The 13480-nt window shown below is 64.7% G+C and carries 10 protein-coding genes; 6 read left to right on the top strand and 4 right to left on the bottom strand.

Going from position 1 to position 13480, the window contains the following annotated elements:
* Positions 1–67 precede the first annotated feature (67 nt).
* The 5 genes from AC0NIH_RS32580 to pdeM all read left to right on the top strand — a co-directional run bounded on the left by AC0NIH_RS32580 (position 68) and on the right by pdeM (position 6238).
* A complete protein-coding gene (locus AC0NIH_RS32580; RefSeq protein ID WP_473463247.1) occupies positions 68–1432 on the top strand; it encodes a leucyl aminopeptidase family protein in 1365 nt (454 codons plus the stop codon).
* A 58-nt stretch (positions 1433–1490) separates the two neighbouring features.
* Complete coding sequence (locus AC0NIH_RS32575; RefSeq protein ID WP_023780951.1) at positions 1491–1841, top strand: MarR family winged helix-turn-helix transcriptional regulator; 351 nt, start codon at positions 1491–1493, stop codon at positions 1839–1841.
* Positions 1842–1868: 27 nt separating this feature from the next.
* Positions 1869–2729, top strand: a complete 861-nt coding sequence (locus tag AC0NIH_RS32570; RefSeq protein WP_473463244.1) for a C40 family peptidase — start codon at positions 1869–1871, stop codon at positions 2727–2729.
* A 261-nt stretch (positions 2730–2990) separates the two neighbouring features.
* Positions 2991–5525 carry a ligase-associated DNA damage response DEXH box helicase gene (locus AC0NIH_RS32565; protein ID WP_473463242.1) on the top strand — a complete coding sequence of 845 codons (2535 nt, stop codon included), beginning with the start codon at positions 2991–2993 and terminating at the stop codon, positions 5523–5525.
* Positions 5522–6238: a ligase-associated DNA damage response endonuclease PdeM gene (gene pdeM, locus AC0NIH_RS32560; protein WP_013897299.1), complete on the top strand. Its 717-nt coding sequence runs from the start codon at positions 5522–5524 to the stop codon at positions 6236–6238. Before AC0NIH_RS32565 ends, pdeM begins: the two co-directional genes overlap by 4 nt.
* Before the next feature lie 2 nt (positions 6239–6240).
* Here the strand turns inward: pdeM and AC0NIH_RS32555 are convergent, their stop codons facing one another.
* From AC0NIH_RS32555 to AC0NIH_RS32545, 3 genes are read right to left on the bottom strand one after another with little or no spacing between them, the layout of a single operon-like run.
* Complete coding sequence (locus AC0NIH_RS32555) at positions 6241–7176, bottom strand: dimethyl sulfoxide reductase anchor subunit family protein (protein ID WP_473463239.1); 936 nt, start codon at positions 7174–7176, stop codon at positions 6241–6243.
* A 3-nt stretch (positions 7177–7179) separates the two neighbouring features.
* Positions 7180–7914: a 4Fe-4S dicluster domain-containing protein gene (locus AC0NIH_RS32550; RefSeq protein ID WP_352701639.1), complete on the bottom strand. Its 735-nt coding sequence runs from the start codon at positions 7912–7914 to the stop codon at positions 7180–7182.
* Positions 7911–10841, bottom strand: coding sequence for a molybdopterin oxidoreductase family protein (locus tag AC0NIH_RS32545; RefSeq protein ID WP_473463237.1), 2931 nt, complete (start codon positions 10839–10841; stop codon positions 7911–7913). Before AC0NIH_RS32545 ends, AC0NIH_RS32550 begins: the two co-directional genes overlap by 4 nt.
* A 269-nt stretch (positions 10842–11110) precedes the next feature.
* Between AC0NIH_RS32545 and AC0NIH_RS32540 the strand changes: the two genes are divergently transcribed.
* Positions 11111–12013 carry a LysR family transcriptional regulator gene (locus AC0NIH_RS32540; RefSeq protein WP_023777220.1) on the top strand — a complete coding sequence of 301 codons (903 nt, stop codon included), beginning with the start codon at positions 11111–11113 and terminating at the stop codon, positions 12011–12013.
* A gap of 143 nt (positions 12014–12156) precedes the next feature.
* Here AC0NIH_RS32540 and AC0NIH_RS32535 read toward each other — a convergent pair whose 3' ends face one another.
* On the bottom strand, positions 12157–13413 hold the full coding sequence (locus tag AC0NIH_RS32535; RefSeq protein ID WP_352701664.1) for an Hsp70 family protein: 1257 nt from the start codon (positions 13411–13413) through the stop codon (positions 12157–12159).
* Positions 13414–13480: the final 67 nt, after the last annotated feature.

Below are 13480 nucleotides of genomic sequence, written 5' to 3'. Positions count from 1 at the left end.
ATATTCTGTTAACCCTAACGGACGGTTAAGAAACGCCGACTCGCCAGGGTCGGCAGGAGAACATCGAATGCCTGTCGAACTCGTCGAGAAGAAATTGCAGGGCGCGCTGCCGGTCCATCTGGTCGCCAGGGATGGCCTGGAGGCCGCGGGCCTTGCGCCGTCCATGGTCGCCTGGGCTAGGGTCAACGGCTTTTCCGGGGAGGCAGGCAGGACGCTGGCCGTGCCCGGCGAAAATGGCGCGCTCGCCGGTGCCTTGTTCGGTCTTGGCGACGGCGATGGCGCGCTAGCGCTCGGCGTGCTGGCGAAAGCCCTGCCCGAAGGCGACTGGCATTTCGCCTCGGGGCCGGCCGATCCGCAACTTGCGGCAATCGCGTTGGTGCTCGGCGGCTATGTCTTTACCCGTTATAGCAAGAAGCCGGGCAAGACGCTGCGCTTCGACCTGCCGGCCGGTGCCGATGCAGCGCACGTTCGCCGCATCGCCGATGGTGTCTTCCTGACACGCGACCTGGTCAACACGCCGACCAGCGACATGGGGCCGGACGATCTGGAGGCGGCGGTGCGCACCCTGGCCGAGGTCCACGAGGCCGAAGTCTCGGTCATCAAGGGCGACGACCTGCTTGTGCGGAATTTCCCGATGATCCACGCCGTCGGCCGCGCATCCGTCGGCGCGCCGCGCCTGATCGACATGACATGGGGACGGCAAGACGCGCCGAAGGTGACGCTGGTCGGCAAGGGCGTCTGTTTCGACACCGGCGGTCTCGACATAAAGCCCTCGTCCGGCATGCTGCTGATGAAGAAGGACATGGGCGGAGCGGCCAATGTGCTGGGCCTGGCCTCGATGATCATGGCGGCCCGGCTGAACGTGCGGCTGCGCGTGCTGATCCCCGCGGTCGAGAATTCCATCGCCGGCAACGCCTTCCGGCCTGGCGATGTGCTGGCGAGCCGCAAGGGCATCTCGGTCGAGATCGGCAATACGGACGCTGAAGGGAGGCTCGTGCTGGGGGACGCACTGGCGCTGGCCGATGACGAGGAGCCTCAGCTGCTGATCGACATGGCAACGTTGACCGGAGCTGCCCGCGTCGCGCTCGGCCCTGATCTGCCGCCGTTCTACACCGGTGACGAGGTACTGGCATCAGACCTGGCGGCGGCTTCCGCCGCGGTCGAGGATCCGCTGTGGCGCATGCCGCTGTGGCAGCCCTACGAGCCGAAACTGTCGTCGAAGATCGCCGACATCAACAATGTCACCACGGACGGTTTCGCTGGCTCGATCACGGCGGCGCTGTTCCTCAAGCGCTTTGTCGAAAGGACGGCGAGCTGGGCGCATTTCGACATCTTCGCCTGGAGCCCCGCCGACCGTCCGCACGGCCCCGCCGGCGGCGAGGCGCAGGGCATCCGCGCGTTGGAGCGGATCATCTCGAAACGCTTCGGCTAACCACGATCAAGGTTGAGACTGAAACGGAACCGAAACAATTTGCCGTCATGCTGGACGGATGTCGATTGCGCTGCGCCCGAGCCAGGCCTTGCGACTGTGGCAGCAAGTGATGCTGTCGCAGGTGCGCGCCGACGCGCCTGACCTGACCATGCGCCAGACGGCGATCCTGTTCACCATCTATCTCGATCCGCCGCCGCACACGGTGCGCGGGCTCGCCGCCCGCCTCAACGTCACCAAGCCGGTCATCACCCGCGCGCTCGACACGATGGGCGCGCTGAAGCTGGTGTCGCGCCACCGCGACGAGCTCGACAAGCGCAATGTGCTGATCAAGCGTACGGTCGAGGGCGCGCTCTTTGTCGAGCGCTTCGGCGATGGTATCATCGCTAAAGCTCACGAACTGCCGATCTAACCAACCAACCTTGATCGAGTTGCTGATTTGACTGCCAGGGATGCCCGCCTTCACGCCTTTCGTTCCGACCTTGCCGATGCAAGATTGAAAGGAGAGGTTACCGCCGACCGCTTTGTCGCCGGCCGGCCGGCCCGGATCACCGCCTCCGTTGCCGATCTGCGCAAGGCGCCGCGTCCGGATGCCGGCATCAACACGCAGCTCCTGTTCGGTGATGATGTCCTCCTCTTCGAGGACAGGGAAGGCTGGGCCTGGGTCCAGGCCGAGCGCGACGGCTATGTCGGCTATGTCGCCGACATGATGCTGGGCGGACGCGACCACGCGCCCACCCATATCGTCTCGGTACCGCGCACCTTCCTCTACCCTGGTCCGGACCTGCGTTTCCCGATCGCCGGGCAGCTGTCGATGGGATCCACGATAACCGTGGCAGGTGCCGCCGAGACGCGGGGCACGCACTATGCTGTCCTTCCTTCCGGCGAGGCCGTCATATCAGGTCACCTCCGGCCGATCGGTGAGAGGGCGAGCGACTATGTTTCGGTGGCCGAGATGTTTCTCGGCACGCCCTATCTCTGGGGCGGTGTTTCCGGCTTTGGCATCGATTGCTCGGGCCTCGTGCAACTGGCGATGCGCATGGCCGGCAAAAACGTGCTGCGCGATTCCGACATGCAGGCGGCAAGCATCGGCGAGCCGCTCGATCCGGGCGCTGATTTCTCAGGATTGCGGCGCGGCGACCTCGTCTTCTGGAAAGGCCATGTCGCCGTCATGACCGATGCCGAGACCATGATCCACGCCAATGGCCACACCATGCTGGTCTCGCGCGAAGGGCTGAAGGACGCCATCGCCCGCATCGGCTATCTCTATGGCGGTCCGACAGGGTTCAGAAGGCCGTAGCGCTGATCTTCCCTTCTCCCCTTGTGGGGTCCGAAGGACGGGCGAGACAAGTGGCTCGCCCCCGGGCGGTGTCGCCGAAGGTGACGGATGAGGGGTATTCCAGGGAACGCCAACGTCTCACTCCGCTGGAACACCCCTCAACCGTCTCGGCGCTTCGCGCCGATCCACCTTCTCCCGCAGGGGGAGAAGGAAGAACAGCTCGATCCCCTTTTGTTCCGATTTTCCTTGGCGTTGGGCCGCCGTCGCGCTACCTCTGGGAGCGTGACCGAGCAACCGCGCCTTGCCAATCAGAATGCAGCCGTCGTCCTGCCCGAACCATTCATCAGGTGGTTCGGCGAGAAAGGCTGGTCGCCGCGCGCTCACCAGATCGAACTTTTGGCGAAGGCCCAGGCCGGGCAATCGGTGCTGCTGATCGCACCGACCGGCGCCGGCAAGACGCTGGCTGGGTTTCTTCCTTCGCTGACCGAACTCGCCGTCAGGCCAAGGCGGAAACCGGGCCAGGCGCATCGCGGCATCCACACGCTCTACATCTCGCCGCTGAAGGCGCTGGCTGTCGACATCGAGCGCAACCTCGGCAAGCCGGTGGAAGAGATCGGCCTGCCCGTCACCATCGAGACGCGCACCGGCGACACGCCTTCCCACAAGCGCCAGCGGCAGAAGCTGGTGCCGCCCGACATTCTGCTCACCACACCCGAGCAGTTGGCATTGCTCATCGCCGCCTCCGGCGCCCGGCGCTTCTTCGAGGATCTGCGCTATGTCGTGCTCGACGAGTTGCACTCGCTCGTCACGTCGAAACGCGGTCATCTGCTGGCGCTCGGGCTGGCGCGGCTGCGCGGCTACGTGCCCGGCCTGCAGACAATCGGCCTCTCGGCGACGGTCGCCGAGCCGGACGAATTGCGGCGCTGGCTGGTCAGCCAGAACCCACCCGGCGATATGTCCGAATTGATCGTTGTCACCGGTGGCGCGAAGCCTGAGATTTCCATCCTCGATTCCGAAGAGCGGGTGCCTTGGGCAGGACATTCGGCGCGCTACGCCACGCCGGAGATCTATCGCGAGATCAAGCGCCACAAGACGACGTTGCTGTTCGTCAACACCCGCAGCCAGGCGGAGCTGCTGTTCCAGGAATTATGGCGGGTCAACGAGGATACCTTGCCGATCGCCCTGCATCACGGCTCGCTCGATGTCGCCCAGCGCCGGCGCGTCGAGAAGGCGATGGGCGAGAACGCACTGCGCGCCATCGTCGCCACCTCGACGCTCGATCTCGGCATCGACTGGGGCGATGTCGATCTGGTCGTGCATGTCGGTGCGCCGAAGGGGGCGAGCCGACTGGCGCAACGCATTGGCCGCGCCAACCATCGCATGGACGAGCCGTCGAAGGCGATTTTGATCCCGGCCAACCGCTTCGAAGTGCTGGAATGCCGTGCTGCTCTCGACGCCAACTATCTCGGCGCCCAGGACACACCGCCGCTGGTCGATGGCGGGCTCGATGTGCTGGCGCAGCACGTGCTCGGCTGCGCCTGTGGCGCGCCGTTCCGTGCCGATGATCTGTTTGAGGAAGTGCGAACGGCGGCGCCCTATGCCAGCCTCGACCGGCCGACCTTCGACCGCGTCATCGATTTCGTCGCCACCGGCGGCTACGCGCTGAAAAATTATGAGCGCTACGCCCGCATCCGCCTCAACAAGGATGGGCTGTGGCGCGTCTCCAATCCGCGCGTCGCCCAGCAATACAGGTTGAACGTCGGCACCATCATAGAAGTGCCGGCGCTCAACGTGCGCTACGTGCAGGCTGGCAGCAAGGGCTCGGCCTCACGCGGTGGCCGGGTTCTCGGCAAGATCGAGGAGGCTTTTCTCGAAACCTTGACGCATGGCGACACCTTCATGTTTGCCGGCAAGGTGCTGCGCTTCGAAGGCATCCGCGAGAACGAATGCTTCGTCTCGAATGCGCTGGGCAGCGATGCCAAGGTACCCTACTATGGCGGCGGCAAGTTCCCGCTTTCGACCTACCTTGCCGAGCAGGTCCGCATCATGCTGGACGACCCCCGGCGCTGGGGGAAGCTGCCCGAGCAGGTGGCCGACTGGCTGCGGTTCCAGGCCGACAAGTCGGTGCTGCCAAAGCGCGATGACTTGCTGATCGAGACCTTTCCGCGCGGTAATCGCCATTATCTGGTCGCCTATCCCTTTGAAGGCCGGCTGGCGCACCAGACGCTCGGTATGCTGCTTACCCGGCGTCTCGACCGGGCGGGCGCGAGACCACTCGGCTTCGTCGCCACCGACTACGCGCTGGCCATATGGTCGCTGGGTGATATGGGCGCGATGTTCAAGGCCCGGAAGCCCTCGCTCGGTGCGCTCTTCGACCAGGATATGCTTGGCGACGACCTCGAGGCCTGGCTGGCCGACAGCTGGCTTCTCAAGCGCACCTTCCGCAACTGCGCGCTGATTTCCGGACTGATCGAAAAACGCCATCCCGGCCAGGAGAAAAGCGGCCGCCAGGTCACCGTGTCGACCGACCTTATCTACGACGTCCTGCGCAGCCACGAGCCCGACCATATTCTGCTGCAGGCGACACGTGCCGATGCAGCGACCGGCCTGCTCGATGTCAGCAGACTTGCCGACATGCTCTCGCGCATTCAAGGTCGAATCGTGCATAAGGATCTGGAACAGATCTCGCCGCTTGCCGTGCCGATCATGCTCGAGATCGGCAAGATGCCGGTGAATGGTGAAGCCGATGAAACGCTGCTGATGGATGCCGCGACGCTGGTCGAGGAGGCCATGGGGCCGGAGATGGTCGAGGAATGAACTTTTCGCTGGCGCGGACATCGCTGATCGCCGAGGCCGACCTTGTCGGTATCGCCGGCGAGAGCGCGGTCTGCGATCCGCGCGGCGTGCTCTATTTTCCCGAGCTCCGGCTTCTGGCGGTATCGGACCTGCATCTCGAAAAAGGCTCGTCGCTGGCGCGGCGCGGCACGCTGATCCCGCCCTATGACACCGGCGCGACATTGCTGCGGCTGCAGGCTGTGATATCGGATTATCAGCCCTCGATCGTCATCAGCCTGGGTGACAGCTTCCATGATGGCGGTGGCGCGGAGCGCATGCATGCCAGTTTCCGCGAGCGGCTGGAAGCGCTGATGGCAGGCCGCGACTGGTTCTGGGTCGCCGGCAATCATGATCCCGAAGCGCCGGCCGATTTGCCTGGCGAAACGGTGCGCGAACTGGCGATCGGCTCGCTGCTGTTCCGGCACGAGCCATCCAAGCTGCGCGTCGAAGGCGAGATATCGGGTCACCTGCATCCGTGCGCGCGCATCGTCCAGCAGGGGCGCTCGGTGCGCAGGCGCTGCTTTGCCGGCGACGGTGGGCGCATGATCATGCCGGCCTTTGGCGCCTATACCGGTTCGCTCAACGTGCTCGACCGCGCCTATGCCGGGCTGTTCCGCCTGGAATCGCTGATGGCCTACATGCTTGGCGTCGACCGCATCTTCGCCATCTCCGGCTCGATGCTGCGCCCCGGCTGACCTCAACGTCCGTAGTAGAGCGTGACCGTGTGCTTCGCCTCGGCGAAGAACAGCCAGCGTTCGACCAGCATGCCGGCGAACTGGACGATCGCGGCGAGCACCGACGCCGCCGCCGCAAAAGGCCAGGGCAGGGCAGAGGTGACGGCGAGGAGCAGGACTGGCAAGGCAAAGGCCAGAGCTTGCGTGATCAGGCGCAACTTTGCACTGTGCTTGCGCGCGATGCGAAAGCCCATTTCCTTGAGCAGGTAGTTTTCCTCGGTATGCGGCCATTCCAACGACCGCACCGTGCCGCCGGCAAGGCCGGTCGCGGTGTTGGCGTTGGTCGGGATCTCCAGACGGTCGTTGTAGCGCCACGTCGCCAGCTTCCAGCCCCAGCCGATCATGGTCAGCAGCACGCAAGCCGCCAGAAGCGTCTTCGAACCGACATCAAAACTCTGCATCAACGCGTTCAACAGCACGCTGCCGGTCATCGCAGAGAAGATGAGATAGCCGGGCAAGGTGAATCGGCTGTGCCACTGCGCGATCGGCTTCAGCGACGCGTAGATCATGCCCGTGGTGCAGACGGTGACCACCGCGCAAAAGGCCGTCAGAATTCCGGCGATGCCGACCCAGCCGTCCGTGCGGCCGAAGAACACCCATCCTATGCCGAACAGGCCCGCCGGGATGAAGGTGAGAACGGAGGCAACGCCCTCCCGCGACAGCCACGAGCTGCGCCATTGCGAGAACGCCCTCCAGGCTCGCTCAGGCCTGCCGAGATGGGCGGTCGAGGACAACAATCCGGCCGCGACGAGGCCGAGCGCCAGACCCAGGCCGATGAGGCCGAGCCAGAAATCGGGCGGGATGATCTGCAAGCCTCCGAACACGCCAAGCAGCGCCAGCAGGCCGTAGCCCGCGCCGGTGGCAGTGGTGAAGAAGACGACGGAAAAGGCTGGATGCATGTTCTAGTTCGAAAGCATGCGGTCGACCCAGCCGAGGAAGCCGCCCTCGGCCCGCACCGGCTCCAGCGCCTTCGCAGGCACCGATGCGGCGCGTTGCGTGTGGGCGCGCGGCGGCAGGTATTTGTTGGTCGGGCGATAACCGAGCTCGGGCATCAGGTCGACGCCGCCGCGCTCCGCCACCAGTTGCGAGACGGCAGAATGGGGGTCGCCGAGGTCGCCGAAATGCCGGGCGCTGGTCGGGCAAGCGGCGACGCAGGCCGGCACGCGGTCTTCTTCGGCCAGATTGTCATTGTAGATGCGGTCGATGCACAGCGTGCATTTCTTCATCACGCCGACATCGGTGTCGAATTCGCGCGCGCCGTAGGGGCAGGCCCAGCTGCACAATTTGCAGCCGATGCACTTGTCTTCGTCGACCAGCACGATGCCGTCCGAGGCCCGCTTGTAGGAGGCCCCGGTCGGGCAGACCGTGACGCACGCCGGCGTCTCGCAATGCAGGCAGGAGCGCGGGAAGTTGACCGTGCGCCCGCCCATCTCGGTGGTGTGCTCGTAACTGTGGACGCGGTTGAACCATACGCCGTCGGCATGGCCGCCATAGGGATCGATGTCGGTCAGTGGCGCCATGTGGCCGCCGGTATTCCACTCCTTGCAAGCGGTGACGCAGGCCTGGCAACCGACGCAGGTATCGAGGTCGATGACCAGGCCGAGCCTTTTGTCGGTGTGGGAGGGAAGGCAGGTCATCCGGTGGTTTCTCTTTTCGTGCGGAATTCGGCGCCGAAGGTCAATTTATCGGGCGCGGGCTCGAAATGCGGGGGTTGTTGAAACCGCTCGAATTGCGGTTCGGTGAAGCCGGCTTCCTCATCGGCGCATTTGACGATGCGCACGCGAAGATCGAACCATGCCGCCTGGCCGGTGACCGGATCGGAGTTCGAATAGCGTTTGCCCTGCGCGTCCGCCGCGGTCTGGTCGCCGATGACATGGTTGAGCAGGAAGCCGCGATTGCTCTCGGCCGCGTCGTCCTTCAGCCCCCAGCTGCCGCGCCGCTTGCCGACCGCATTCCAGGTCCAGACCGTGCTTTCGTTGATACCGTCGACCAGCTTGATCTGCCCCTTCACCTTGCCATTGACGCTTTCGATCCACACCCAGTCGTCATCGGCAAGACCGAGGCCGGCGGCGGTCCGGTGATGCACGAACAGCCGGTTCTGGCTGGTGATTTGCCTGAGCCACGCATTTTGCGAACCCCAGGAATGATACATGTGCATCGGCCGCTGCGTCAGCGCGTGCAGCGGGTATCTTTCGAGGTCGATGGCCGCTTCCTCGAACGGCATGTGCCAGAACGGCAGCGGGTCCATGTAGGTCTCGATGCGCTGGCGATCGCCCTCTGGCGGCAACACGCGGCCGTGGCCTCGCGCGGCGAGGCGAAAGCGCTGCAACGGCTCGGAATAAAGCTGGAAGACGATCGGCTCCGCCGTGGGGATGAAGCCCATCTGCACGGCGAAGTCGAGATAGGAGCGGTTGGCCATCTTGTAGTAACGCTGGTCGTCAGCGAAATCGTGGTGCCAGAAGCCGCCATTGTCGATGTAACGCTGCAACTGGTCCGGATTGGCCGCGCCCTTGCCGATCGACGATCCATCCTGGCCGCGCCAGCCGGCAAGCGGGCCGATGCCCGGCGTGCGCTCGTGGTTGACGATGTAGTCGGCATAGTCGGCATATCTGGTCGAGCCGTCGTCCTTGACGAAACCGGGCAGGCCGAGCCGCGCACCGAGCTCGATCAGCACCGACTGGAACGGCCTGACGTCGCGGTCCGGCGCGACGACGGGATGGCGGATGGCATCGCCTGGCCCGTCGGCATGGCTGATCGGCCGGTCGAGCAGGCTGATGCAGTCATGCCGCTCGAGATAGGTGGTGTCCGGCAGCACGAGGTCGGCGAACGGCACGGTCTCGGAATAATAGGCGTCGGAATAGATGATGAAGGGGATCTTGTAGTTACCCGCATCATCGCTGTCGGTCAGCATGGCCATGGTCTCGACGGTGTTCATCGAGGAATTCCACGCCATGTTCGACATGTACATCATCAGCGTGTCGATCGGGTACGGATCGCCGGCCCAGGCATTGCGGATGACGGTGTGCATCAGGCCGTGCGCGGCCAGCGGCGCCTCCCACGAATAGGCCTTGTCGATGCGAAGCGGTGTACCAGCCTCGTCGACCAGCAGATCGTCCGGCCCACAGACGAAGCCAAGCGGCATGCCATCGAGCGGCGTCATCGCCTTGGTTGCCTTGCCGGCGGGTTTTGGCCCCGGCGGTGCCGATCTGGGGTAGGGCGGCTTGAAACGGAAGCCACCGGGAACATCCACGGTTCCCAGCAGCACCTGGAGCAGATGGATGGCGCGGCAAGTGTGAAAGCCGTTCGAATGGGCGGAGATGCCGCGCATGGCATGCATCGAGATGGGCCGGCCCTTGATCGTCTCGTGCCGGCGCCCGGCCCAATCGGTCCAAGCTATTGGCAATTCGATGGTCTGTTCGAAGGCGACATGGGCGAGTTCGGCGGCGATCCGGCGGATCGTATCGGCCGCAATGCCGCAGCGCTCAGCGACCGCATCCGGCGCATGGCTCTCGTCGAGGTAGCGGTCGGCAATGAGCTGGAACACCGGAACGCAGTGACGCCCTTCGATCCTAAAGCTGCCGGTCAGCACCGGCTTCGCCTCCGGGTCGGTTGCCTTGATGGAGGCCTTCGCCACCCTGTCCCAGGCCAGCGGATTGCCGTCGGCATCGCGGACGAACAGACCGTCGTCGGCAGCACCTGGCTCCTGGACGACGAGGATATGGGCGTTGGTGTAGCGGAGCAAATAATCGAGATCGACGCGGCCGGCCTTCAGCAATTCGTGGATGAGCGCGAAGACGAACAGCCCGTCGGTGCCCGGCCGGATGCCGATCCAGTCGTCGGCAATGGCGTTGTAGCCGGTCCGGCACGGATTGATCGACACCACCTTGGCGCCGCGCGCCTTGAGCTTGCCGAGGCCGATCTTGATCGGGTTGGAATCATGATCCTCGGCGACGCCGAACAGCATGAAGTACTTGGTGTTGTCCCAGTCGGGCTCGCCGAACTCCCAGAACGAGCCGCCGATCGTATAGAGGCCGCCAGCCGCCATGTTGACCGAGCAGAAGCCGCCATGGGCGGCGAAATTCGGCGTGCCGAACTTGCTCGCCCACCAGCCGGTCAGGGATTGCGACTGGTCGCGGCCGGTGAAGAAGGCAAGTTTTTTCGGATCGGTGCGGCGGATGGCGGAGAGCCGCTCGGTGGCGATCACGAACGCTTCTTCCCACTCGATCTCGCGGAACTCGCCAGAGCCGCGCGGGCCGGTGCGCAACAGCGGCTTCTTCAGTCGCGCCGGGCTGTAGTGCTGCATGATGCCGGAACTGCCCTTGCCGCAGATCACGCCGCGATTGACCGGATGGTCCTTGTTGCCGTTGAGGTAGCGGACCTTGCCGTCCTTGATGTGCACGTCGATGCCGCAGCGGCAGGCGCACATGTAGCAGGTGGTCTTGGCGATGCTGTCGGAAACATCGGGCGAGGTGTCGACGCCGTCACCTTCGTCAGGCGCACGCGTGTCGGCAAGCGGGCGTTGCGATGGTGCCGAATTCGCGCCGCGCGGTGGTCCGTGCATCATGATCCAGTGCGGTTCGCGGATTTGGCGCGCGTCTTCGGTCCGGGGCCGCGCATGTAATGCTCTTCCGGGTGGTAGCGATCGCCGGCCAGCCGTCGCCTTATGCCACGGGCCCAATGGGCAAACAGGGATCTGAACCGCCCGATCATTTTATTCGCTGCGACCTGATGGCCAATTTTTTCTAACTTCACCTGAAAAAATAGAATAAAGCTATCGATCCGTCTAATCAGTTGTTCTTGTAAATTCGATCGATATTGGTTCTTAATGCACGCATGACCCTGGACCAGTTGCGCATTTTCGTCGCCGTCGCCGAGCGCGGCCACATGACCAAGGCGGCGGAGCTTTTGGGTATCTCCCAGTCGGCGGCATCGGCCGCCATCCGCGCGCTCGAAGAACAGCACGGCGTGCACCTGTTCAACCGCGTCGGCCGCAACATCGAACTGTCCCAGACTGGCCATCGGTTCCTGCCGGAGGCGAAGGCCGTGCTCGAGCGGGCCGCCGCCGCCCGCAATGTGCTTGAACATGTCTCACAGACGATCGCCGGCAGTCTCTCGATCGCGGCCAGCCTGACCATCGCCAGCTACTGGCTGCCACGCCGGCTGGCTTCCTTCCACGAAGCCTATCCGGCCGTCAGGCTGAGCGTCACCATCGGCAACACCAGGCAGGTCGAGGCCAGCGTGCTGGATGGAACCGCCGATCTCGGCCTGGTCGAGGGGCGCACCGAATCCGACATATTGCGCCGCGCCAAGGTCGATACCGACAGGCTGATGCTGGTCGTTGCCAGTTCCCACCCCGAGATCGCCGAAACCGCGCCCGGCCATCCCGACATCAGGGGCCTGCGCTGGATCATCCGCGAGGGCGGCTCGGGCACGCGCGAGGTGCTGGAGGATCTGGCGCGGCGCGAGGGGATTTCGCTTGCCGACCTGCAAATATTCCTGGTGCTGCCCAGCAACGAGGCGGTTCGCCAGGCGGTCGAGGCGGGTGCCGGCGCCACCATCATTTCGGACCTGGTCGTCGGCCGTGCCGTTGCCGAAGGCAGCCTGCGGTCGGTGCCGCTCGAACTGCCGAAACGCGACTTCGCCATGATCACGCACCGCGATCGCCAGGCAAGCTTGGCCCAGATGGCGCTCAAGGCGCATCTCGGTGCCGAAACGACCGGATCTGCGCCAGCATAAGGTTCGTTGAGGTTCAGGTCAGGCCGTGCCGAAAATGGTTGGTTCCGAGAACCGGAACGGAGCGTACGTTCGGGTACGCGAGTACCGGAAGCGCAGGAAACGGCCATTTGCAGGCCGGCATCACCTGAATATCAACGGACCGGTCAGCCGAACTTGCGCTGCGCGTCGAGAGCCAGGCCAAGCCCGACCGAGCCGAACATGTCGCCCTCGATGACGGAAGCCTGCGGCACCAGCGACAGGATCTCCCGTCTTGCCAGCGGGATCGCGGTCGATCCGCCGGTCAGGAACACCGCGGTGATGTCGGATGGTTTGACCCGCGCGTCGCGGATGGTCTCCCCGACCGTTGCGGTGACCCGCTCGATGTCCCGGGCGATCGTGGCGTCCAGCCCGCCGCGCGTGATCTCGGCGGAGAAGTCCGCCCCCGGCAGCTTCACCGCCACCTCGGCGGATGATCTGTCCGTCAACTCGATCTTGGCCTTTTCGACCAGTGCCGCCAGCGCGTGCCCATAACGATGCTCGACGATGTGGATGAAACGATCGACCAGGTCGGCGCGCACGGCCTCGTAGCGGATCTGGCGCAGATGCGTCATCGCCTTGGCGGTGTAGACCAGGTTGATGCGCTGCCATGTCGCGAGATCGATGAAATAGCTGGCCGGCAGATTGCGCTTGCCGTCCTTGGTCGGGGTCAGATAGCCGAGCCGCGGCATCACATGGGCAATGCTCAGCAGCCGGTCGAAATCCGTGCCGCCGATATGAACGCCCCGGCTGGCCAGGATGTCGTCCTTGCGGTCCAGCGAGCGGGAGCGCTCCGGCGAGACGCGCACGACCGAGAAGTCGGACGTGCCGCCGCCCATATCGATGATCAGCGCCAGCTCCTCGCGCGTGACCCTCTGCTCGTAGTCGAGCGCCGCGGCGATCGGCTCGAACTGGAAAGCAATGTGCTTGAAGCCCTGGGCATGGGCGGCTTTTTCAAGGTCGCCCTGCGCATTCGCATCGGCTTGCGGATCGTCGTCGACGAACTGCACCGGCCGGCCGAGCACCACCGTCTCGACCACGTCGCCGGCGTCTTCTTCCAGCCTCTTCCTGAGATGTCCGAGGAACAGGCCGATGATTTCCATGAAGCCGATCGAGCGCGCCTTGATGCGCGTCTTTTCGTGCGCCAGCGAACTGCCGAGCACGCTCTTCAGCGAGCGCATCAGCCGGCCTTCGACGCTGTCGGTGTAGTTGGCGATGGCCTGGCGGCCAAAGCAGATGCGGCCGTCCTCGAAATTGAAGAACACCGCGCTCGGCAACGTGACCTGGCCGTCTTCAAGCCCGACGAGGCGCGGCTGCCCGTTGCGGACCACGCCAACCGTGGAGTTCGACGTGCCGAAGTCGATACCGGCGAATGCTGGTCGCAAGGCAGCCTCCTGTCATTGGTGGCAGGCAGCGGATCGGCGCTCGCGGGAGAAGCGTGCGCTGCGGTCC

The organism is Mesorhizobium sp. WSM1386 (assembly GCF_055901595.1).
The sequence above is the reverse complement of the archived record's forward strand: the minus strand, read 5'-3'. Positions and strand labels throughout refer to the sequence as shown.